The sequence below is a fragment of the Streptomyces sp. NPDC041200 genome (genome assembly GCF_055591805.1).
This window is the reverse complement of sequence record NZ_JBVIZF010000008.1, coordinates 252,455-274,689: the sequence shown is the minus strand read 5'-3', so window position 1 is coordinate 274,689 and position 22,235 is coordinate 252,455. Positions and strand designations below refer to the sequence as shown.

General features: G+C 68.5%; 16 protein-coding genes and 1 pseudogene. 8 read left to right on the top strand and 9 right to left on the bottom strand.

The window, feature by feature from the left end; translation table 11 throughout:
- The first annotated feature begins 131 nt into the window (after positions 1-131).
- Positions 132-1,313, top strand: a complete 1,182-nt coding sequence (locus ACZ6CL_RS20965) for a PP2C family protein-serine/threonine phosphatase (protein WP_468937621.1) — start codon at positions 132-134, stop codon at positions 1,311-1,313.
- 123 nt (positions 1,314-1,436) lie between these two features.
- Here ACZ6CL_RS20965 and ACZ6CL_RS20960 read toward each other — a convergent pair whose 3' ends face one another.
- A complete protein-coding gene (locus tag ACZ6CL_RS20960) occupies positions 1,437-1,943 on the bottom strand; it encodes a MarR family winged helix-turn-helix transcriptional regulator (protein ID WP_468937620.1) in 507 nt (168 codons plus the stop codon).
- Positions 1,944-2,176: 233 nt separating this feature from the next.
- On the opposite strand from ACZ6CL_RS20960, the gene ACZ6CL_RS20955 reads away from it, so the two are divergent.
- Complete coding sequence (locus ACZ6CL_RS20955) at positions 2,177-3,106, top strand: anti-sigma factor RsbA family regulatory protein (protein WP_468937619.1); 930 nt, start codon at positions 2,177-2,179, stop codon at positions 3,104-3,106.
- 15 nt (positions 3,107-3,121) lie between these two features.
- On the opposite strand, the gene ACZ6CL_RS20950 is transcribed toward ACZ6CL_RS20955, so the two are convergent.
- The 7 genes and pseudogenes from ACZ6CL_RS20950 to ACZ6CL_RS20920 all read right to left on the bottom strand — a co-directional run bounded on the left by ACZ6CL_RS20950 (position 3,122) and on the right by ACZ6CL_RS20920 (position 12,873).
- Positions 3,122-4,282: an oxygenase MpaB family protein gene (locus ACZ6CL_RS20950; RefSeq protein WP_468937618.1), complete on the bottom strand. Its 1,161-nt coding sequence runs from the start codon at positions 4,280-4,282 to the stop codon at positions 3,122-3,124.
- Between the two features lie 50 nt (positions 4,283-4,332).
- The gene (locus tag ACZ6CL_RS20945; protein ID WP_468937617.1) at positions 4,333-5,397 is read right to left on the bottom strand and encodes a polyprenyl synthetase family protein; all 1,065 of its coding nucleotides are present in this window, start codon (positions 5,395-5,397) and stop codon (positions 4,333-4,335) included.
- Entirely contained in the window at positions 5,387-5,656 is a 270-nt protein-coding gene (locus ACZ6CL_RS20940) for a polyprenyl synthetase (protein WP_468937616.1), read from the bottom strand. Before ACZ6CL_RS20940 ends, ACZ6CL_RS20945 begins: the two co-directional genes overlap by 11 nt.
- A gap of 141 nt (positions 5,657-5,797) precedes the next feature.
- Positions 5,798-8,821, bottom strand: coding sequence for a 3-keto-alpha-glucoside-1,2-lyase-like domain-containing protein (locus ACZ6CL_RS20935; protein WP_468937615.1), 3,024 nt, complete (start codon positions 8,819-8,821; stop codon positions 5,798-5,800).
- Positions 8,822-9,052: 231 nt separating this feature from the next.
- Positions 9,053-9,781: pseudogene (locus ACZ6CL_RS20930) on the bottom strand (FAD-dependent oxidoreductase); the annotation flags it as partial.
- 122 nt (positions 9,782-9,903) lie between these two features.
- Positions 9,904-11,004: a LacI family DNA-binding transcriptional regulator gene (locus ACZ6CL_RS20925; RefSeq protein WP_468937614.1), complete on the bottom strand. Its 1,101-nt coding sequence runs from the start codon at positions 11,002-11,004 to the stop codon at positions 9,904-9,906.
- 81 nt (positions 11,005-11,085) lie between these two features.
- Complete coding sequence (locus tag ACZ6CL_RS20920) at positions 11,086-12,873, bottom strand: stealth family protein (protein WP_468937613.1); 1,788 nt, start codon at positions 12,871-12,873, stop codon at positions 11,086-11,088.
- A gap of 614 nt (positions 12,874-13,487) precedes the next feature.
- Between ACZ6CL_RS20920 and ACZ6CL_RS20915 the strand changes: the two genes are divergently transcribed.
- Both ACZ6CL_RS20915 and ACZ6CL_RS20910 read left to right on the top strand, forming a co-directional pair.
- Entirely contained in the window at positions 13,488-17,579 is a 4,092-nt protein-coding gene (locus ACZ6CL_RS20915; protein WP_468937612.1) for a phage tail protein, read from the top strand.
- A gap of 11 nt (positions 17,580-17,590) precedes the next feature.
- The gene (locus ACZ6CL_RS20910) at positions 17,591-18,247 is read left to right on the top strand and encodes a hypothetical protein (protein WP_468937611.1); all 657 of its coding nucleotides are present in this window, start codon (positions 17,591-17,593) and stop codon (positions 18,245-18,247) included.
- 140 nt (positions 18,248-18,387) lie between these two features.
- On the opposite strand, the gene ACZ6CL_RS20905 is transcribed toward ACZ6CL_RS20910, so the two are convergent.
- On the bottom strand, positions 18,388-19,293 hold the full coding sequence (locus ACZ6CL_RS20905) for an alpha/beta hydrolase (protein ID WP_468937610.1): 906 nt from the start codon (positions 19,291-19,293) through the stop codon (positions 18,388-18,390).
- 88 nt (positions 19,294-19,381) lie between these two features.
- Here ACZ6CL_RS20905 and ACZ6CL_RS20900 point away from each other — a divergent pair, with 88 nt between their 5' ends.
- The 4 genes from ACZ6CL_RS20900 (at position 19,382) to ACZ6CL_RS20885 (ending at position 22,224) form a co-directional block, all read left to right on the top strand.
- Positions 19,382-20,245 carry a helix-turn-helix domain-containing protein gene (locus ACZ6CL_RS20900; RefSeq protein ID WP_468937609.1) on the top strand — a complete coding sequence of 288 codons (864 nt, stop codon included), beginning with the start codon at positions 19,382-19,384 and terminating at the stop codon, positions 20,243-20,245.
- Between the two features lie 83 nt (positions 20,246-20,328).
- A complete protein-coding gene (locus ACZ6CL_RS20895; protein ID WP_468937660.1) occupies positions 20,329-20,571 on the top strand; it encodes a hypothetical protein in 243 nt (80 codons plus the stop codon).
- 85 nt (positions 20,572-20,656) lie between these two features.
- Positions 20,657-21,466: an ABC transporter ATP-binding protein gene (locus ACZ6CL_RS20890; RefSeq protein WP_468937608.1), complete on the top strand. Its 810-nt coding sequence runs from the start codon at positions 20,657-20,659 to the stop codon at positions 21,464-21,466.
- Positions 21,463-22,224, top strand: a complete 762-nt coding sequence (locus ACZ6CL_RS20885) for an ABC transporter permease (protein WP_468937607.1) — start codon at positions 21,463-21,465, stop codon at positions 22,222-22,224. The genes ACZ6CL_RS20890 and ACZ6CL_RS20885 overlap by 4 nt, the downstream gene beginning before the upstream one ends.
- Positions 22,225-22,235: the final 11 nt, after the last annotated feature.

Sequence of the window (22,235 nt, the reverse complement as noted above, 5' to 3'; positions counted from 1 at the left end):
GATCAGACGCTCCGAGGCGCCATACTGCCACATTTGCCATCCGGCAACTATTGTCCTCGTGGTGCATAGAATGCGCTCGCGGTGATCACGCACTTCGCCGCGGTCCCGGCGCATTCGAGAAGCAGGACGATGTGGACAAGATTTCTACGGTCGAACAGGCGCTGCACGCAGCCGCACCCCACGCTCTGCTCGATGTCGTCAGGGCCGCCCTGGCGGAGCAGTACGGTGCCGAACAGGTCGAGCTGCGCATGGCGGACTACGGCATGCGGTCGCTCCAGACCGTAGAGCCGGAGACCCGCGGCGCGGACCCGGTGCCCATCCAGGGCAGCCCCCAGGGCCGCGCCTTCGGGTCACAGGAGCCGTGCGTCACCCGGCACCCCCAGCAGGGCGCGGTGACCGCGCACCTTCCGATGACCATCCGCGGCGACCGGATGGGAGTGCTGTCCGTACGGCTGCCCGCCGAACACGAGGGCCGGACCCAGATACATCACCTCCAGGCGGTCTGCGCGGCCCTCGGCCGTGAGATCCTCCTGGCCGAGCGCGACACGGACCTCTACCTCCTGGCCCGGCGCGCCACCCGGCTGACCCTGGCCGCCGAGATGCAGTGGCAGTTGCTGCCCGGCCACTCCTGTTCGCGTCCGGAGTTCTCGCTCGGGGCACATCTGGAGCCCGCGTACGCCATCTTCGGCGACAACTTCGACTGGTCGGCCTCCGCCGGCCACCTGACCCTCACCATCACCAACGGCATGGGCGAGGGCATAGAGGCGTCACTGCTGACCAACCTCGCCGTCAACGCCCTGCGCAACGCGCGGCGCGCGGGCCTCGGCCTCTGCGATCAGGCCAGCCTGGCCGACCAGGCCGTCTACGCCCACTACCGGGGGGAGTGCTCCGTGTCGGCGCTGCTGCTGCGGTTCGACCTCGCGACCGGGGACGTGGAGGTCGTGGACGCCGGGTCGCCACGGATGTGGCGCCAGCGGGAGCGCGCGGTGGAGTCCGTGCGGTTCGACGCCCAACTGCCGCTCGGGATGTTCGAGGACACCGTCTATATAGCCGAACACTTCACCGCGCGCCCCGGCGATCGCCTGCTGTTCGGGAGCGACGGGGTGTACGAGGCACTGTCCTCGTCCGGCGAGAGCTACGGGGAGCGGGCGCTGACCCGCGCCCTGGGCGACACCCGGCTGCTGCCGCCGACCCAGGTGCCCCAGGCGATCCTGCGCCAGCTGTCCGGCTTCCGCTCCGAGGGCCCGCTCGACGACGACGCCCTGGTGGTCTGCCTCGACTGGTACGGGCGGAAGGAGACCGTTGCCATTTGACAACTGTGCCCGAACGACAACAATCTAGGGGCATCACCCGGGCCCTCCCGGCGCTCACGGACAGCGATTGAAGCCGGACGGAAAACAGACAGGGGGCGGACCGTGGCGCACCGGGCGGCGGGCTCAGGCGAACCGGACCGTTCCGTCCGCGGCCTCCCGCTGATGGCCCGACGCCGTCTTGTCCACGGCCTCCTGAAACCCGGTCAGCCCCTCCAGCAGCGCCTTGCGGGCGGTCGGGGTCATCGCGGCGATGGCAGCCAGCAGAGCCTCCTCCCGGCGGGCCCGCAGTTCGAGCAGGTACGCCCTGCCCTGACTGGTCAGCCGCAGTTCCAGCTCCCGGCGGCTGACCGGGCTGGGCGCGCGCTCCACGAATCCGAGGGCCTGCAACCGGTCGCACAGGCGGCTGACGGAGGAGGGCGCCGAGCCCAGCAGCTCCCCCAGCGTGCGGAGGTTGATGCCCTCCTCACGGTCCAGGCTGTACAGCACCCGTAGCTGTGACGCCGACACCGGGGACGAGGAGACGGCGTCCCGCCCCCGCTCCCACAGCACCTCCAGCAGTTCGATCACCTCGCACGCCATCTGAGAGGCGTCGCGGGACCGACGGTGAGAGGGTGCCGGATTCACGCCCATAACAGTGCACTCCGAATCAGCGTCTTCGGCGCCTTGGTGCCGACCCTGCGCCTTGCTCCCGCCGCCACCTTATCCCCGGCCCGGCGCCCGCCCCCCTCGGACCTGCGTACGGCCGCGCCGGGCACCGCTTGGGTAGGGTGGTGCGCACCTCCGGCCGCTCCCTGGGCGGTTCGTCCGGAGTCGTCCGGGGCCGGATCCGGGCCGTGTCCTTCCGCGATCGGGGTGAGGCTGTGGTGAGCGCCGAAGCCGTCGCTGACCCCTTCGTGCACCCGGCCCTCTTCTACCGGGACGACGAGGACTATCTGGCGGGCACCCTGCCCTTCGTGCTCGACGGGCTGCGCGCCGCCGAGCCGGTCGCGGTGGCGGTGCCCGGCGCCAACCTCCGGCTCCTGCGGACGGCGCTGGGGCGGGACGGCGAGCGCGTGCGGTTCCTCGACATGGCCGAGGCCGGGCGCAACCCCGGGCGGATCATCCCCGCCGTGCTGCGGGACTTCGCCGACCGGCATCCCGGCGGCCGGGTGCGGATCATCGGCGAACCCATCTGGGCGGGACGCACCGCGGCCGAGTACGGCGCGTGCGTCCAGCACGAGGCGCTGATCAACCTGGCCTTCCTCGGCCGCGCGGTCACCATCCTGTGTCCGTACGACACGGGCGGGCTGGACGCCGACGCGCTCGGCGACGCCCGGCTGACCCATCCGGTGATCATCGAGAACGGCCGGGAACGGCGGAGCCACGGCTACGCCCCCCAGCAGGCCATCGCGGCGCACAACGAGCCGCTGCCCACGCCCGCCGGGATCGCCGCCTTCCCCTTCGACGCGGACCGTCTGCCCGTCGCCCGCGATTTCGCGGTCGCGGCCGGTGAGCGGTTCGGCCTCACCGGGCAGCGCCTGGGCGATCTGGCCCTGGCGGTCTCCGAGTTGACCACCAACAGCGTGGTGCACGGCGACGGCCACGGCACGGTACGGGTCTGGGCGCGGGCCGGGCAGGTGCTGTGCCAGGTCGAGGACGGCGGCAGCCTCAACGACCCCCTCGCCGGGCGGCGCCCGGCCTCGCCCGGTCAGCTCGGCGGCCGGGGCCTGCTGATGGTGCACAAGATCACCGATCTGGTCCGGGTGCACACCGGCCCGGACGGCACCGCCATCCGGTTCCACCTCAGCCGGTAGATTCCGGCTCGGCCATCACGAGACGGTGGCGGCCGGAGGGGCCCACCGGCGGGCGCGGGGTACCGCGCTGGAGACGCCGTAGTCCTTCTTGAGCTGTTCGGGGATCGCGTAGTGCATGACGCGTCCCCGGGTGAGGGAGGACAGCTCGAAGACGGCGGTGAGGTGGCCGAGGCGGTCCAGGGCCCAGGCGCCGAGCGGTGAGCGGTCCTCGATGCTCTCCAGCACGCCGAGCAGATGGGGCACGGCCTTGGTGACGGTGTCCCACGGCGTGCGCGGCACCTGGAGCCAGTCGGCGCAGGTGTCGCCGATGAGGTAGCGGATGAGGGCGGAGACGATCGGGTCGAAGAAGGTGCCGGGCACCACCTCCTCGTACAGGTCGATCAGCTGCCGGGTCAGCGTCGTACCCGCGTCGGACGGCCCCATGTGCCGGACCATGTACAGGTCGAGGAACTGGCGGGCCTCGTCAAGGGACTTGGGGACGGTGTCCTCGGCGACGCCGAGCATGGCGCCGACGACGCGCCACGCGTAGTAGTAGGCTTCCGCGCCCTCCTGCGACATGTGGATGCCGAGCCGGTGCAGGCTGTCCAGGACGAGCAACGAGAAGAACATCTGCCCACCGATCATGTCCTCCTGACAGATCGGTGTCCCGTCGGCGTCGGTGTCCCAGCGATTCTCTCTTGTGAGGTGGTGGCGGATGGAGGCGTGGAGGAGGCGGACCTTCTGGGCCGCGGGAATGAAGCGGCTGCCCGCCTCGAAGGCGTCGGGCCGCATGAGGTAGACGGTGAACTGCCCGGTCTCCGCCATCCGCTTGGAGGGGTACTTCAGCCCGTGGGTCGTCGACAGCAGCTTCGCGACGGGCGGGACGAGATAGCAGGCGGGCATGGAGGCGAAGGACAGCGCGGTGGCGATGTGGACGTTGTTGTCGATGAAGAACAGCCGGGCCTTCTCCATCTCCGACCAGTCCACCCAGGCCGGCGGGGTGCGGGTGGCCTCCAGGTACTCGCGCGCCACGTCGGGCAGCCCGTCCGGGAGGGGAGCACCAGCGGTGGAGACGTAGCGCATCAGCGTGTTGAACTCGCCCACCTCGCCCCGTTCGAAGAGTGCGGCGACGGTGGCGTCGGCGAGTTCGTCACCGGCCTGCCGCAGGGCGTCCATCGATGCCTCGGTGTAGGTCATGGCAGGGCTCCTTGTCTTGCGGAATCGTCCGGGATCGTCCAGCACCGTCTTCACGACAGGCGGACGGCCGCCGCATGCGCCAGCGCGGTCAGGGCGGCGGTGGCGTGTGCCGGTACGTCCAGCCCGTGGAGGGCGTCGAGCGCGTCCTCGACACGCGCCCTGATCATGTCCTCGACGCGGTCGGGCGCCCTCAGCCGGCGCATCACCTCGCGCACGGAGTCCAGGTCGTCCCCGTCCAGGTCGCTCCGGCCCAACAGGGCACGCAAGCGTTCCCGTTCGCCGTGGTCGGCGAGGCGCCACGTCTCCGCCAGCAGCGCCGTGGGCCGCTGGCCGCGCACATCGTCGGCGTTGACCTTGCCGGTGCGCTCCGGGTCCCCGAACAGGCCGAGCAGGTCGTCCCGGAGCTGGAACGCCTCGCCCAGCGGCAGCCCGTACGCGGAGTAGCCCTCGCGCAGCCGCGCGCCCGCACCGGCCAGGGCACCACCGATCAGCAGGGGATGCTCGACGGTGTACTTGGCGGCCTTGTAGCGGATCACCTTCAGCGACGCCTCGGTGTCGGCGCCGTCCGGACCGGCTCCGGTGCGCAGGATCTCCAGGCACTCGCCCGCGATCAGCTCACGGGCCATCACCGTCCACAACGGGCGGGCCCGGACGGTGTACGCGGCGGGCAGACCGCTGGTGGCGAACAGCTGCCCGGCCAGCGCCATCAGCAGATCCCCGACCAGCATCGCCAGCGACCGCGCGGCGGCGTCGTCGCCCGGGCGGCGCCCCACGGCGTCGCGAAGCGCGATGTGGACCGTGGGCCGCCCGTGCCGCACCGCGCTGTCGTCGATGAGGTCGTCATGGACGATCGCGGCCGCGTGCACCAGCTCCATGGAGGCGGCCGCCCGCACCAGCGCGTCGCTGTCCGGCTGGCCCACCGCACGCCATCCCCAGTAGCAGAACGCCGCCCGCAGCCGCTTGCCGCCCGCGACCGCCGCCTCCAGCGCCTCGGCCACCGCGCTCAGGCTCGGGTCGATCGCCGCGAACTCGTCGGCCTGCTGGGCGACGAACCGGCGCAGCACCTCATCGACGCGTGCCTTGTACGCGCCCGGTTCCCACGGGTCATACGTCATCGGTGGCCCTCCGGGCCCGCGCGTGGCGGGCGAGGACCTCCAAGTGGGCCGGGGGCGCGGCCGCGTACCGGTCCAGCACCAGGCGCCCCCGCGCCATCAGGTCATGCTCGGCTTCGGCCGCCAGCTCCCCGGTGTCCGAGCGGCGCAGCAGCCCTCGCACCGTCCCCAGGGCCGAACCCAGCGTGCTCACCGCCAGATCGGCCAGGCCCGCGGCCAGCACCAGCGCCCGGCCCCCGTATCGTCCCGCCTCTTGGCTCATGCGATCTCCCCCACCGTTGCGCGTCCGGGCGGCGGTCATCCACCGCCTCGCAGAGCATCGCGTCAGCGCGGACACGAACGGGGGAGGAAATCACGATCGAGTGACCCCATCGCCAGCCTGTGCTGGCCGTCGGGCTGGCCGTCAGTCCAGTGGTTCGATCCAGAGGTTCCTGAAGCGGACCTTGTTGCCGTGGTCCTGGAGGCGGATCGCGCCCGCCGCGGCCGTTTCGGGGGCGCCGCCGCCGGTGGGGCCGTCCACCGCCACGTTGTCGTGGACCTTTCTTCCGTTCCACACCACGGTGATCCTGGCGTCGTCGGTCTTCCGGCCCTCGGTGTCGAAACGGGCCGCGCGGAAGACGATGTCGTACGTCTGCCAGGTTTCCGGCGCGGTGGCGGCGTTCAGGTCGGCGGCCTTCTTGTCGTAGATGGACGCGGCCTCGTCCTGGGCGAGTTCCGCCACGCCGAAGGAGTCCAGGATCTGGATCTCGTACCGCTCCTGGAGGTAGACGCCGCTGTTCCCCCGGTCCTGCCCGGTGACGTCGTCCGGGAGCTTCGGCACCCGGAATTCGGCGTGCAGCCGGAAATCGCGGAAGGCCTGTTTGGTGCGGATGTCGCCGCAGCACACCTCGATGGAGTCCTCGGCGGTGTGCGGCCATTGCACGCCGCGGCCGTCGGTCTGCTGCCAGGCGGTGGAGGCGCTGCCGCCGGAGAACAGGTCGACGCGGCTGCCGGGTTTCCGTACCTCGATCATGTCGAGGTTGACGTGGCCGGTGTCCTCGGGCCGGTAGGTGTACGTGATGGTGTTGCGGCCCTTGCGCAGGGTGAGGCGCTCGGTCGTGGTGGACCAGCGGTTCCAGGCACCGGTGAAGGGGAGGCTGGTCTGCCGTGCCTGCCCGCCGCCCACGCTGACGCCGATCGTCTTGGTGCCGGTGAAGGGGTTGGGGCCGTTGGCGTAGCGCAGTGCCACGTCGTAGCTGCCCTTCGCGGGTGCGTCGACCTCGAAGGTGGCGGTGGCGCCCGGGGTTCCGAAACCGTCGACGAAGCCACCGCCGGTGTAACCGGCGTGCTCGGTGTCGATGTCCGCCCCGCCGGACAGCTGTGCCGACTCGGCGTCGTACGAGGTGACGGGCTGCTCGGGACCCGGGCGGGCGTTGAGCGTGTACCAGGCTTCGGTGGACCAGAGCTGCTCCCCCTGGGCCGAGGAGAACGGGCGCGGCGATCGCACGTGCACCACCCGGTCGGTCTTCAGGCCGGGGATGGTGAGCCGGACTCCGCGCCGGTCGCCCGACAGCCTGGCGGCCGTGACGGGGAGGGTCTCCTCGTCGACCTTGGGGCCGCCGTACGCCGGGGTCGGGACGTAGCGCCACTGCTCGACGGAGTAGGCGCCGCTCGTCAGCTTGGCGGCGGTCTCCTCCGACAGGGGCTTGGTGTAGGTGAGTTCGAAGCCGTCGCGGGTGGCGCGCATGGTCTTGATGTCGAATGCGGTCTGGCCGTTCGGCGTGAGTTTCTGCAGGCCGAAGCGGAGTTTTCCGTCCTGGCCCCAGTTTCCGTCGGCGCCGAGGCCACCCGTGTAGATGGCGCCGTCCGGTCCGGTGCTGATACGGCTGATACCGGCTTCCAGGCCCTGGGTGTGCCGGAACACCGCGCCCTGGTACTCGCCGTCCACCTTCTCCAGACCGGCCCGCTGGAGTCCGCCGTAGGTGACGTCGCCGAAGAGCATCTGTCCGGCGAAGGGCCCCTTCTTCATCAGCATCGGTGTGCTGGGCGAGTTGGCTATCTCGTTCTGCGGCAGCCAGAGCACCGGCTTGGTGACCGTGCGGTAGTCGAACGGGCCGTCCGGGTTGGTGCGGTGGTTGAAGAACCGGTCCTTCTTGATGTGGACGAGCTTGGAGGCGGGCAGCCAGCCACCCTGGTTGTCGGTGACGAACAGCTCGCCCTTCGGGCCCCGCCCGATGCCGTTCGGTGTGCGGAGGCCGCCCGCCAGGTAGGTGACCTTTCCGGTCTTCCTGTTCACCTTGATGGTGGTGCCGCGGTTCTGAGCGGGCTGCGGATCGGTCGTCGCACCGCCCTGGTTGATGGCGACGGACAGGTTGAGGTAGAAGTTTCCGCGCTCGTAGAGCAGTCCGAAGGCGAACTCGTGGAAGTTTCCTCCGTACGGCCAGTCGGCGACCTTGCGGATCTCATCCGGGGCGTTGCTGCCCTTGATGTCGGACAACTCGGTGAGCTGGTGCTTCTCCGAGACGTACAGCTTTCCGTCGACGTACTTGATCCCCATCGGCTCCTTCAGACCCTCGGCGACCTTCTTGTACGTGACTTCCTTGGGGCCGGTGTCCCCCGTGACGTGGTCGAGGATGTACACCTCTCCCTGGGCCTTGGCACTGCCGCCCCACGTGGCCACGGCGAGGCGGCCGTCCGGCAGCCAGTCCATCGCGGAGACCTGCGGCTCGAAGCCCTCGGGGCGGAGGTCGGCGAGGGTGTAGCCGGGGTTGACCGAGGTCAGCGGGAGGCCGTCGCCCGGGGTGTCGTAGTTTCCCTCGCACTCCTTGCGGCCGGGAGCGGTGACCCGGACGACGTCGGCGTCGGTGCTGAGCACGGAGTTCGGGACGAGGGTGAAGTCGGCGGCGCCCGGCGGCTTCCACTGGAGGGTGACCTGCTGCTCGCCGCCGCGGTCGAAGTGGTCGATCCGCAGGGGGTGGTAGCCGGGGGTGAGGGCGATCTCGCCGTCCTTGGGTTCGGCGCCGTGCAGTCCGTCGTGGTCGATGACCCGCTTGCCACCGATGAGCAGCCGGGAGCCGTCGTCGCTGATCAGGCGGAAGGCGTAGGTGCCATCGGCGGGGACGTTGAGGTTGCCGATGACCTGCGACATGAAGTTGTCGGTGAAGCCGAAGCCCTCCGTGGAGGACCAGTCGGCGGTGGGGATCAGCTTGTCGACGTTGGGCGTCTGGGCCGGTTTGAGGTCGCAGAGCTTGCTCAGCGGGGACTGGACATCGAAGACGCGGAGGGTGACGCCGGGTTCCTGGGGCGGCAGGTCTGCTGAGGGCCTCTCGTCCGCCCCGGCCGCCGGTGTCGCGAGACCGGCGGCCATCAGGGCGGCGAAGAGCAGGCCGGTGACTCTTCGTGGCCCGCGGCGATGGCCGCGGAGGCTCGGGGGCTTGCGTGACGTCACTCTTCCTCCTGCTGGGCGCGAGGCGGCGCGGCCGGCGGTGGACCGCGGTCGCGGAGTGTTCGTCCACGTACGGGGGGTGCGGCGGTATTACGCCGTGAGGCACGCAGACGTCCGTACGAAAGCGACGCCCAGCGTACGAACGGCGCCCTGAACCGTCCATACTTTGTCCTCAACCCGTCGAAAGTCCTCGTTCCCCCCTGCTCCCTGCCTGCTCCCGGCGGGTTCCCGCGCGGGCCAGAACTCCGGGGTGTAGCCGCGCCAGAAGTCGTAGTCGGCGGGCTTGTCTATCGTGTGGTCCTCGCCCTCGTGGTGGGAGAGCGCGAAGCAGAACGTGATGCCCTGCTGGTTGAGCGGGTCGGCCCGCTCGGGGGCGTGCGGTTCGCCGAACTCCGCGCGCGACTCGGCGCCTGACGCGTGCTCGGCCCCGGCCAGCTCCAGCAGTTCGCCCGTCTCGGTGGCGTCGAGGACGTAGCGGGCGGTGACGGTGCGCAGGCCACCGCCGCGTAAATCCTCCAGGGTGACGGACCGTACGGTGTCGCCCTCGGTCCCGGCGGCCAACGGGCGGTGCTCGGTGCGCAGGGTCAGCCGGCCGGCGGAGCGGTGCGGGGCGAGCAGGCCCTCCAGCACGGCCAGCGCGACGCGGGGTTCGGCGCACAGCTTGCTGACGCGTCCGGCACCGGGGTTGAGGCCTGGCAGGGCGGCGGCCTCGGCGCGCAGCGGGTACCAGGCGCGGTAGTAGCCGCGGATGGCCTCGTGCAGCGCGCGGTAGGAGGCGGTGACGCCGAACTGCTCGACCCGGGGGTGCTCGTCCGGCGGGACGGCCTGGGAGGTGAGCTGGCCCCCGATCCAGTCGGTCTCCTCGGTGAGGACGACCGTACGGCCGGCGCGGCAGGCGGCGAGGGCGGCGGCGACACCGCCGAGTCCGCCGCCGACGACGAGGATGTCGGGTTGGCTGGTCACGGTTCTCCTTGGGGCGCGTCGCGCCGCGTTGGGGCGGGCGTGATGCGGTCGTACGGCGTGCTGCGGTCCTACGGGACGTCGGGCGCGGTCCTACGGGACGTCGGGTGCGGTCGTACGGAAGGTCAGCCGCGGTGGGGCGGGGGGCCCGCCGTGGCGCCGGACCGGAAGGGGCAGACCACGAGCGGTTCGTCCACCTCCTCCCCCGCGACCAGGGCGGCGAGCAGCCGGACGGCGGCGGCGCCGAGCTGGGGGCGGGGGATGTCGAATCCGGTGGGGACCGGTTCGGCCGCGAGATCGGCGGGCGGACTGCCGAGCAGGGCGAGGCTCAGGTCGCCGGGGCAGTCGAGCCCGGCCTCGACGACGGCGGTACGCAGCGCCCGCCACGGGCCGCCGGTGTCGGTCTCCTCGGCGACCAGGGCGGTCACCCCGTCGTCGAGCCACTCCCGCAGCCGCTCGGAGGAGAGCGTGCGGGCGGGGTCGGCGGTGCGGAAGACCGCGTCGGGGCCGCCGGGCAGTCCGGCTTCGTCCAAGCCCTTGAGGAAGCCGTGCTCGCGGTCGGTGGACGCGGGCGCGTCGTCGTCCTCGCGGACCAGCACGATGCGCCGGTGACCGAGCGCGGCGAGTTGGACGACGACCTCGTGGCTGGCGCTCACGTAGTCGGCACCGACCCAGGCCAGGCCCTCCAACTCGTCCCTGCGGCCCACGTGTACGACGGGAAAACCGTCTCCGACCAGGCGTCGCAGCTCCTCGGTGGGCACGTGCCGCCCCAGGAAGAGGCAGCCGTCGGCGAGCCGGACCCGGCTCAGGGCGTCCGGCCCGGCGGCCCCCGCGCCGCCGGAGCTGGAGCCGGTGAAGAGCACGAGGTCGTACCCGCGGGCGGCGGCCTCCCGCTCCACGCCGACCAGGAAGTGGTAGTACGAGTGCTGCACGTCCGTGGGGAAGGTCGCGGTGAAGCTGAAGACGCCGAGCAGGTCGTTGCGTGCGGCGGCGAGCCTGCGGGCCGCCGGGTCGGGCACGTAGCCGAGGCTGAGCGCCGCGTCGAGCACCCTCTGCCGCGTCTCCGGCGAGATCGCGGAGCCCTGCTTCTTGCCGCCGAGCACGAGCGAGACCGTGGCCTGCGAAACCCCGGCCAGCCGCGCCACCTCGGCCTGCCGCGGCCGCGAGGTCCGTCCGGGGGCCGCAGGGGCCTGTCCTGACCTGGCTCGCTTGGGTGGCTGCTCCACGGCACCCCCCTTGGGACGGCCCCTGTTAATGCGCATTAGTAATGCGCATTAACAGGCACTCTGGGCCCGGCGAAGCTCACGTCAAGAGTGCGTACCGGGACCTTGAGGCCGCTCGTAGCGGCTGGGGAAGGGGAAGTAGTTCTCCAGGAAGGTGTGGAGCGCGGCGGCGATGCGCTCCTGTTCGTGCTCGGGGGTGTTGACATCGTTCAGGCAGAAGAAGTCGTAACCGCGGGAGCGGGCGAGTTCGGCGAGAGCGTCGGCGGTGTTCGGTCCGGCCACATCGATGTAGCGCATCTTGTACTTGGCGGGCACGGCCCGGCCGGTGAGGTAGGCGTAGTGGTGGTGCAGCGATGTGGTCATGGCGATGTCGGTGACCGAGCGGAAGCGTGAGCGGCTGGTGCGGGCGATGTCCTCGGCGAAGCGTTTCTCCAGCTCCTCCATCACCACGCGCCGCTGGGGCTGCGGGGTGTGCATGAACTTGTTGACGGTGAACCGGTCGTGGGTTTCCCGCAGCAGCCCACGCACGTTCTTGCCCGCCGAGTTCGGCGCGGGGTCATCGGGGTGCGGTGCGCCCAGGCCGAGCTGGAAGGGCGAGAAGGGGAGCTTGGCGATGCCGTTGCCGTGGAAGAAGTGCCCCGCGTTCACAGGGCGGCCGAGGAAGAAGTCGTCGTTGAGGTAGAGGTAGTGCTCCGACAGACCGGGTATGTGGTGGAGCTGCGTCTCGATGGCGTGGGAGTTGAACACCGGCAGGACGTCGGGCTCGGAGAAGACGTCCTTGTGATCCACGATCTGGATGCCGGAAGCGTCGGTGTTCAGCCAGGCGGGGGTCTGGCCGTCGGTGACGATGTGGATGTTCCGTATGAACGGGGCGTACATCTCCAGGGAGCGCAGGGAGTACTTCAGCTCGTCGTGGCTGGTGTAGCGGGAGGCCCCGGTCTCGCGGGGATGGATGCCCGACGCCTCGCTCCCCTCGCCCCGGTGTGCGGCGCGCCTGGCTCCGAACTCGGGGTCCGCGCCGTCGACCCAGGTGTACACGACGTCGATGGGGAAGTCGACGGTGTCGATACGGGGCTGGAAGAGATCCGTGTACGTCGGGTAGGCACGACCCTCGATCGTGTGGGAATCCGGGATGCGCGTCTCCGCGGGCAGGGCCTCGGAGACGGCATTGAGCCGGGGTGCGACCAGGGCGTCGGCGGCGAGCACGGCCGGGGGTGTCTGGCTGCGCAGCGCGGCGATCCGTTCGGCACCCCGCTCACCGTCGTCCAGCAACTGCTGGCCCTCGCGCCAGAATTCCACGTCGCAGCCGTAGGAGAGGTCCGCGAGTATCTGGTCCGCGGGGCCGAGCAGGATCTCGCCGAAGCGCAGGGTGTCCTGGCGTTTGAGCGAGGTGGGCAGCGCTCCGTCCGCGTACAGGACGGCATCGGCCGGCATCGGGTCACTGCCCGGTTTCATGGCGTACAGCGCGGTGGAACCGTAGATCTCGCGCAGCGTCTCCAGCAGGCGCTTGCGGTCGGCGAGGCGCATGCCGATGACGTGGCGGATCCGGGAGCGGCCGGGGACCAGGAAGTACGGGATGGCGGCGCGTTCGAGGGCATCGCCGATCAGGGCGAGATTGCGGGCCGATGCCTCGTCGGCGCGGAAGTGGCTCACCCGCCGGCCGTAGTACGTCCGCCCCTCGACGGTCACCGGCCGCAGCTCGCGGTCCGACTCGAGAAGATCCCGGCGAAGCGCCTCGATGCGCTCCCGGCGCCTTCGCCGCTCCGCTTCGGCCGCCGCTTCGGCTTCGGCCACCCTGCGCTGCTCGGCGCGCTCTTCACGTAATCGCGCGGGAAGCATTCGTTCCCGCAGTGCCTCGATACGTGACGGCATGTGCATCCCTCTCTGTGGTGGCCGCGAAATGATGAACGACTTGCGACCATGAGGGAAAGAACTATGGATCTTTTGCTAAGACTTCGCCAAATACACATCACCGCTATGACCTGACTTGACCGATACCACCGCAATGTGCGCCAGGACCCAGACGCGGCGGACGGCGGTGACGCCGGAGTGACGCTGTGGTCGCGGAGCTCTGACGCACTGAATGGCAACGTGTTCCAGTCCGACAGTAGGCATATCGCCTGCCCGGAGCGCGTCTTTCCCCGCCTGCCGATCAGAGGACGCATCGGATGCATCCGTCCGCGAAAGTCCCCAGGCCACCGTCCTCTGCCCCTGCTCTGGCGCTGGCGTCACCGGTGACGGACACACGGCGGCCGGTTGAGGCGAACACCTGGCGCGGCAGCGAGCTGGCCTCCCCTCCGGGAACGTCCGATGCGGGGATGACAGCGCCTTCAGTGGGGAACGCGGCGACGGCCGCGACGTTGAGCGGCCTGTCGCCGGGTCTGCCAGGACCAGGACTCCTCGCGACGCGGGGTCCGGCCGGGCACGACACGGTGGGGAACGCGGCGGTCGCCAGGAGCGCCGCCACTGCCCCTCGTGGACCAGTGGTGACCGGCGCGGGAAAGCCCAAAGTGGCCGAGGCCCCCCAGGTCGGTGGGCGGCCGGGGGTGGTCAAGGCGAAGACATCGCCAGCCGCTGGCCCGGAAGCGCGGGAGCAGGGACGGGCGGAGCAGACGGCTGAGCGGCAGCCCAAGGAGAGCAAGGGCAAGGCGGAGGCCGCTGGTGGGCGCAGGTCGCCCGGGGCTGATCCGAAGTTTCAGGCGTTGAAGAAGGATGTGGCTGCCAAGAAGCGGGTGGTGGGCACCACTCATCCGCCCGCCCGGAGTGAGGCGGAGGCGGCGCAGGCGGCGGCGGTGCCGCCCGCGGATGATCAACTGGCTCGGGGCAAGGCGGCCCATGCCGAGAACATGGACGCGGCTCAGCCCAAGGAGTTCAGCAAAGAGGCCTTCGTCGCGGCGGTGGAGAAGGCCATCGCCGACCGTGCTCCCAAGAACCTTGACGAGGCTGACAAGTTCGGTGATTCGGGCAAGGCGGAGGAGGTCAAGCAGGAGGTCCAGAGCAAGGTCGTCGAAGGCAAACAGACATCAGCGCAGGAAATCGCGGACACCACCGCGCAACCGCCCCAGCCCGCCCCCGACGCCAAGACCGTGGTGGCGATGGAACCGGACCGCCCGCCGGGCCAACCCGCCGGGCCGAACGCGAACCAGGCGGTGCCCGACAAACTGCCGGCCTCGGCCACCGACATGTCCGCCGGGCCCGAACAGGTCAACCGGGACATGGCCCAGGCAAAGGTCACCGAACGGCAGTTGGCCCGGTCCAACGAGCCGACGTTCAAGGCCGCACTCGCCAGCAAGAAGACGATGGACAAGCACTCGGCCTCGGCCCCGCGCGCGTTGCGCGGCGCCGAGGCCCAGGAAATCAAGTCCGTCAAGGACAACGCGGCCGCTGCCGGGCCGGCCGCCATGACGGCCATGGCCGGTACGCGCATTGCGGTGGGGCAACACGTGGCGGCGGGCAAAACCCGGGCGAAGACCGGAGACGAGGACAAGCGGGCGACGGTCACCGCTCTGCTGCAGAAAGTATTCGACACGACCAAGAGCGACGTCGAGAAGATCCTGTCCGATCTGGACACGACGGTCGACACCGAGTTCACCCGCGGCGAAAAGCACGCCCGCGAGAGGTTCACCCGTGAACACACCGATGGGATGAACGAGTACAAGGACCGGCGCTACTCCGGCTGGGCGGGCAAAGCCCGCTGGGTCAAGGACCTGTTCGCGGACCTGCCCGAGGAGGCCAACCGCATCTACGAGCGGGCGAAGGCCAACTACCTGGTCGCGATGCGGCAGGTGATCACTGACATCGCCGGCACCGTGGAGCGTGAACTGCGCCGGGCCAAAGACCGTATCGCCGTCGGCCGCAAGGAACTCAAGGCGGCGGTGGACAAGCTGCCCAAAGACCTCCAGGCCATCGGTCGGCAGGCCGCCGGGGAGTTCGCGGACAAGTTCGACGAACTGCGCGACACCGTCAACGACAAGGGCACCGAACTCGTCGACACCCTCGCCACCAGGTACACCGACGCGGTCAAGGAGATCGATCAGGAGATCGCCGCGGAGAAGGAGAAGAACAAGGGATGGGTCTCCAAGGCCAAGGACGCGATCGGTGACGCGATCAAGGCCATCAACGAGCTGAAGACCCTGCTGATGGGCGTGTTGCGCAAGGCGGTACAGGCGATTGGGATGATCCTGACCGACCCGATCGGGTTCCTCGGCAAACTGGTCACCGCAGTGGGCGGCGGGCTGAAGCTGTTCATGAAGAACATCGGCAGGCATATGCAGCAGGGCGTGCTGTCCTGGCTGCTGGGGACCGGCTCCTCCGCGGGCCTGCAGATCCCGGCCAAGTTCGATGTCCGCGGGATCCTGCTGATGATCGCCTCGCTGCTCGGTATCAGCTGGCAGAACATCCGCTCCCGCCTCGTACGCAAGGTGCCCGAACGGGCCGTGACCGCCGCTGAGACCGCGGTGCCGCTGGTCGCCGCGGTCAAACGTCAGGGGGTGGCCGGTGCGTGGGACGACCTCAAGAACCGCGTGGGGGACCTGAAGCGGGACCTGATCGACCGGTTGATCAAATACCTGACCCCCACCATCATCATCGCGGGCATCACCTGGATCCTCTCCCTCCTGAACCCCGCGTCGGCATTCATCCGCGCCTGCAAGATGATCATCGACATCGTCCGGTTCATCGTCACCCAGGCACGCCAGATCATCGACTTCGTCAACGCCGTCCTCGACGCCGTCATCGCCATCGCCCGCGGCGGCACCGGCGGCGTACCCGCCATGGTCGAAGGAGCCCTCGCCCGCTCCATCCCCATCCTCATCGGCGTCCTCGCGTCAATCCTCGGCATCGGCGGCATCGCAGGCAAGGTCCGCCAGATCTTCCAGCAACTCGCCCGGCCCGTAAACCGCGCCATCGACTGGGTCATCGACAAGATCACCGGCCTGGTCAAAAAACTCTGGGCCAAGCTCAAGGCCAAGTTCGGCACGAAGAAAACCGGACCGAAGAAGCCGCGTAAACCCCTGCTGACCCGAGTCAAAACGAAGCTGCGGGGCGGCGACGACAGCCCGGCCGGGCAACGCAAGAGGCTATCTTCCGCCATGGCGGCAGCGGTGGCAGCGGTCAACAGGTACCGAGGGCGCCCAGTGGCGGGGAAGATCCTTGCGCCTATCCTCACGCTGATCCGGGTTCGCTACGGCTTGAACGTTCTTCACCTCATCGCCAAAGGCAAGCACTGGGCGGTGTACGGACGGATCAACCCGGATACGACGCAGGCAACCGAGGCTCAAGTCCCGGGCAACGAGAAGCCCGAGGAGAAGCCCAAGGAGAAGGAAGACAAGGCCGACTACGTAAAGAATATCCCCGTCCACCTCCCCCCCTACGGCAAGACGCTATCGGAAAACGTACTGAACAGATGGTGGGACGACCAGCTAGGCCCCACCGGGGCATGGAAGAACAAGACAGTCGTCGCCGGGTTCGCGGATGACGCCATCAAAGAACTTGGCACACCCACTACGCGCGACAATCTCAAGGGCTACTTCGTTGACGCGAGGAACCGCCCCAAAAATCGGACCGAGGGTGCAAAATCTCAGAGCTTCCGGAAATACGCCCTTCATGAAATCAATCCAAAACCTAAACATTCCACACGAGAGGCTTTCTATGAAAGCGTAGGCCGCGGCGCAATAGAAAAACTCAAGGGAAACGCAGAACCGTCGGTAAACAAGTCCAAGGAACTCAGCGAAAAGCTCAGCAAGCTAACGTTCCAGACCAACGATCAGTTCGGAAGATTTTCGTCACTGCCAGTCCAGGAGCGGGAACTCGACCCCGCACTGAAGGCCGCAGCAGGCGGACGGGTCATAGAATTCCTGAAGGACATGGCAAAGGTTGGCAGCTCAGGCGGGTTGACGATGCAGAGACTGACGGATTTGTGGAACGAGAAGGGCGCTGGAGAGAACCCGCACAGGAAGTGGCTCAAGGCAGAGTTCCGAGGGGAGGGCGGGCTTCACGAATGGATCCCCACCAACCAGATGATCAAGATAGTCGAAACGGCAATTGAACAAAAGAACAGCAGCATGAAGGTATCCGTCGCCTGGATTGTGCTGCAAGACAAGCTCCGCTCCTTCACCACGGATGTCATCTGGGAATTGCGCATCACAGAAAACATGTCGGAGGTTCGCAGCCATGACATGGACGCACATGTGGGCGCATTCGCCGACTACGACGGAAACCCCATCTACAACGGAAGGGACCAAAAATGGCACAAACCGTTACGCGACTATTTTAATGAGTTCATACGAAAAAACCCGGACGGCACACCGCTCCAGTACCTTGACGAGTTGCAAGGACATCTCGAATCCGGCAAGTTGATGTGGAAGGGGGATGACGCGGCCAATCTGTCCAAGACTCAACGCAACCTCCCCATCAGAGCAATTTACAAATCCATACACGTCGGCGCAGAGTTCACCGCAGAGAAGCAGCGAGAGAAACCTCTTACCGTCGACGACCTCATCGCCTTTCAGCAGGCGTCCTACAAGCGAGTACTGCTGGACTTCCTGAAAGCCAAAGAAAGTGTCTCGGAAGTAATGTAATGGAGGCGTTCTTGAGCATCGATCCGGCGGTAGCGCAGGCAATTAATCGCGCCGTGGGTCACGGTACCCCGCTGACCCAGGAAGAGCGCGACTCCATCACCAGTCTCAACATTCGAAACGCCAGGGAAGTAACCGATCTGAGCGACTTTTCATCCCTGGAACTGCTTATCATCGTGGGGTGCGATCCCATCACCGTTCGCCAGTTCTCCACGATCACGGGTCTTCGTTCACTGACTTTCGAGGACAGTGGCTTGAGGGATCTTTCCGGCATCGAGTCCCTGCCACTACTAGACCTTTCCCTTCCCCGGAATTTCATCTCCGACCTGAGCCCCTTGTTGGACGTTTCCACGCTGATGCAAATCGACATCACAGGAAACCCTCTGTCCGAACATTCCTATCGGAGAACCGTCTCGGATCTGCGGAAGAATGGATGCCGCGTCACTGTCTCAGCAGAACTGGAATGGAGCTTGACGCTTCATCTTCACTCTTCAGGCATCCCAATTTCTTGTTACAACAGCCCTCGCGGATATCGACTGTGCCGCCCCGGTCTCGGGCTGACGGACTCACCCCAGTACGCACACCCGGCCATTTCTCCGGAGGACGTGCACAGCCTTCTGAAGGGAGACCCTTCGGCGGCTTATCAATATTTCGAGAAAGGAGATGAGTGATCACGCGGTTTCCCATCAACTCGTCGTACCGCTGCGTGCGTTGCCGCCCGGTACGGAGAAGGCGGGTCGTCGCGAGGGAAGAGGCCGTCGCCGCGCCACATGACTCATCCTGGCCTCATGGGTCCGGCCCCCCGGCCACATCACGCGGTCGGGCATGGCACGGCTGCCAGGTGGGTGGCGAAAAACGTGGTGAGTTTGGCGACGGCCGGAGTGACGTGCTCGTCCTTGTCATAGAGGGAAATGTGAGTGCCGCCGTCGATGACGAAGAGTTCTTTGGGCTCGGCTGCCTTTTCGATGGCCTCACGGCTGATGTACGCCGTGTTCGCGTCGGATCCGATGATCATCAGAAGCGGCCGGGGTGAGATCAGGTGGATCAGGGCGTACGAGTCGTACTGGATGAGCTGGTCGAGGCTGCGGACAGGCCAGGGCTGGACGGCGCGGGGATGGTAGCCGCGTGACGTGCGGTAGTACTCGTAGGTCTCGGCGTCCACGGCCTCGCTGATCCATTCCTGCCGATGGACGGGCTCGCCGTGAGCCTCCGCGGTGCGTGCGGCTGCGGCGAGTTCAAGCATCGCGCGCCTGGCCTCCGGGGGCTGGGTGCGGCCGAGGCCGTCGCGCATCACCGTGCCTACATCGCCCGCGCTGATAGTGGCGACGGCCTTGACGCGCAAGTCGGTCTGGGCGGCGTAGGGGACGTAGCCGCCGGAGGCGCAGATACCCAGGGCGCCGATCCGGTCCGGGTCGATCTCGTCGCGGGTGGTCAGGAAGCTCACGGCGGACTTGATGTCCTCGGCGCGCTGGAAGGGGTTTTCCAGGCCGCGCGGCTCGCCCTCGCTCTCGCCTTGGTAGGCGGCGTCGAAGACCAGCGTGGCGAAGCCCTCGTGGGCCAGGCGCTCGGCGTAGATGCTCGCGGTCTGCTCCTTCACGCCGCCGCCCGGGTGGGAGACGACGACGGCCGGGAGCCGGTCAGTGGAGGGCGCGTCCGGCAGGAAGAGGATCCCGGCGAGCGCCAAGTCGCTGCTGAGGAAGGTGACGTCTGTCTTCATGTCCCCGACCCTCGCAGGCATCGCGCGCGGGGATAAGGGGACAGATCTGGCCCCCCATCGGCCGTCCCGCAGTGCAAGACTTGATCGCATGAGCAGCGAACTGGGCGACTTCCTCAAGGCCCGGCGGAGGGAGCTGAGCCCCGTGGCGGTCGGGCTCCCCGGCGGAGGGCGGCGGCGGGTTCCGGGGCTGCGGCGGGAGGAGGTCGCCCTGCTGGCGTCGATCAGCCCCGACTACTACACCCGCCTGGAACAGGGACGCCGACGGGCCGCCGAACCGGTGCTGGACGCCCTGGCGAGCGCACTGCGACTCAGCGAGGATGAGCGCGTCTACCTCTTCGAACTCTCGGGCAAGGAGGCCGACCGGCCGCGTCGGCAACCCGCCCAGCGGGTGAAGCCGCAACTGCAGCTCCTCCTCGACGATCTCACGAACACCCCGGCGCTCGTCCTGGGCCGGTGCACCGACATCCTGGCATGGAACCCGCTGGCCGCCGCGTTGTTCACCGACTTCGCTCTCCTTCCGGAGAAGGAGCGCAACTTCATACGCCTGGCATTCCTCGACCCGGCGGTACGGGCACTGTATTCCGACTGGAGTTACGTGGCACGGGCCTGCGTGGCGCAGCTGCGGATGGAAGCCGCCCGAGATCCCGGGAATCCCCGCCTGACAGCGCTGGTGGGGGAATTGTCGGTGCGGGACCCAGATTTCCGGAGGTGGTGGGGCGACCATCATGTGGCCGCGCGCACCGCAGGCACCAAGTCCTTCCACCACCCGGTTGTCGGCGAGCTAGCCCTCGACTGGTCCACCCTGACCGACGCCGCCGACCCGGACCAGCAGCTCATCGCGCTGACCGCCGCACCCGGCACTCCCTCCCGCGACGGACTGCGCCTCCTCGCTTCCTTCACCGCCGCCTGCGCACTCGGGCTGCCCGGTTCCCTCGGCGAGCCCTGCCGCTGACAGCGGAGCACGCAGGGTGCGACGGTCAGTGCGAGCGCCGGGCTCGCCGTTGAGGTGGACGTGCAGGAGCGCAGGGCGACGAGGTGGCCATAGGCGCCGAGCGGCTGCAGACCGAGGGCCGTTCGGTGGCGATGGCCGGCGACGGAGTCAACGGCGCCGCCGCGCTCGCCCAGGCCGACCTCGTGGCGATGGGCACCGGCACCGACGCCGCCATCGAGGCCGGGGACCTGACCGCCTGCGTGGCTTCCAGGCCGCGGGCCGGTGAGTCGGCCCCCGGGATCGCCGGAACGGACCGGCAGCTGGATGCCGCGGTCGGACGGGCTTGACCTTGACGCTGGGTCAACCCTCCATCCTTCCGGCAGGGCTTCCTCGCAGCCGCGTGGAACAGCTCCGCGAAGGAGGCAGATGACCATGACGGCCCAATCGATCGCCGGTCCGGCGATTCGCGTGCGGGGTCTTGAGAAGTCGTACGGGAAGCTCGACGTGCTGCGCGGTGTGGACTTCGACGTGGCGCGGGGCACCATCTTCGCCCTGCTCGGCTCCAACGGGTCGGGCAAGACCACGACCGTGAGGATCCTCGCCACGCTCCTTGCGGCCGACGCGGGCACGGCGAGCGTGGGCGGCTTCGACGTCGCCACGCGACCGGCGAACGTGCGGGAGTCCATCAGCCTCACCGGCCAGTTCGCGGCCGTCGACGAGATCCTCAGCGGTCGGGAGAACCTCGTACTCGTCGCCAGGCTGCGCCACCTCCAGGACCCGGGCGCGATAGCGGATGAGCTGCTGAGGCGTTTCTCGCTGACCGAGGCGGGCGCGCGCCGAGTGTCGAGGTATTCCGGTGGGATGCGCCGCCGGCTGGACATCGCGATGAGCCTCATCGGGAATTCGCCGGTGATCTTCCTGGACGAGCCGACGGCCGGACTCGACCCCGAGGCGCGCATCGAGGTGTGGCATGCGGTCAAGGAGCTGGCCGACGACGGAACGACGGTGCTGCTCACCACGCAGTACCTGGACGAGGCCGAGCAGCTGGCCGACCGGATCGCGATCCTCCACCAGGGCCGGATCATCGTGAACGGCACCCTCGCCGAGCTCAAGCAGCTCTTCCCGCCCGCCACCGTCGAGTACGTCGAGAAACAGCCGACCCTGGAGGAGATCTTCCTCGCGATGGTCGGTGGCGACGGCACGAGCGCGTCACCCGCGCGAACAACAAGGGGACGAGGATGACCGCGTGCTTCTTCGGCGACACCGCTGTTCTCACGGCGCGGACGCTGCGCCATGTCACACGAAGCGTGGACACCATCATCACGACCGTCATCACGCCGGTCGCCATGATGCTGATGTTCGTCTACGTGTTCGGCGGCGCGATCGACACGGGGTCGGCCTCGTACGTGAACTACATGCTGCCCGGCATCCTGCTCATCACCATCGCGTCGGGCATCTCCTACACCGCGTACCGGCTGTTCACCGACATGAAGAGCGGGATCTTCGAGCGATTCCAGTCCATGCCGATCGCCAGGTCAGGTGTGCTGTGGGCACATGTCCTTACCTCTCTGGTCGCCAACCTGATCTCGCTCGTGATCGTCGTGGGCGTCGCTCTGCTCATGGGCTTCCGCTCGGGGGCCGGAGCGTCGGCATGGCTCGCGGTCGTCGGCATCCTGCTCCTGTTCACCCTGGCGCTGACCTGGATCGCCGTGATCCCCGGGCTCTCCGCGGCGTCGGTCGAGGGCGCGGGCGCGTTCGCCTATCCGCTCATCTTCCTGCCGTTCATCAGCTCGGCGTTCGTGCCCACGGAGACCATGCCAGGACCGGTGCGCTGGTTCGCCGAGCATCAGCCGGTGACGTCGATCGTCAACACGCTCCGCGCCCTGTTCGCCCAGCGGCCGGTCGGCGACGACATCTGGACCGCCCTCGCCTGGTGCGTCGGCATCCTCGTCGTGGCGTACGTCTTCGCGATGGCCGCCTACCGCCGGAAGATCGCCTGAGGCAGTCTGAG

Excerpts from the sequence above, each read along its gene's own strand:
- ACZ6CL_RS20960 (WP_468937620.1), bottom strand. The coding sequence starts at position 1,943 with ATGGGCGTGAATCCGGCACCCTCTCACCGTCGGTCCCGCGACGCCTCT.
- ACZ6CL_RS20950 (WP_468937618.1), bottom strand. The coding sequence starts at position 4,282 with ATGACCTACACCGAGGCATCGATGGACGCCCTGCGGCAGGCCGGTGAC.
- ACZ6CL_RS20945 (WP_468937617.1), bottom strand. The coding sequence starts at position 5,397 with ATGACGTATGACCCGTGGGAACCGGGCGCGTACAAGGCACGCGTCGAT.
- ACZ6CL_RS20940 (WP_468937616.1), bottom strand. The coding sequence starts at position 5,656 with ATGAGCCAAGAGGCGGGACGATACGGGGGCCGGGCGCTGGTGCTGGCC.
- ACZ6CL_RS20920 (WP_468937613.1), bottom strand. The coding sequence starts at position 12,873 with ATGCCGTCACGTATCGAGGCACTGCGGGAACGAATGCTTCCCGCGCGA.
- ACZ6CL_RS20905 (WP_468937610.1), bottom strand. The coding sequence starts at position 19,293 with ATGAAGACAGACGTCACCTTCCTCAGCAGCGACTTGGCGCTCGCCGGG.
- ACZ6CL_RS20900 (WP_468937609.1), top strand. The coding sequence starts at position 19,382 with ATGAGCAGCGAACTGGGCGACTTCCTCAAGGCCCGGCGGAGGGAGCTG.
- ACZ6CL_RS20890 (WP_468937608.1), top strand. The coding sequence starts at position 20,657 with ATGACGGCCCAATCGATCGCCGGTCCGGCGATTCGCGTGCGGGGTCTT.
- ACZ6CL_RS20885 (WP_468937607.1), top strand. The coding sequence starts at position 21,463 with ATGACCGCGTGCTTCTTCGGCGACACCGCTGTTCTCACGGCGCGGACG.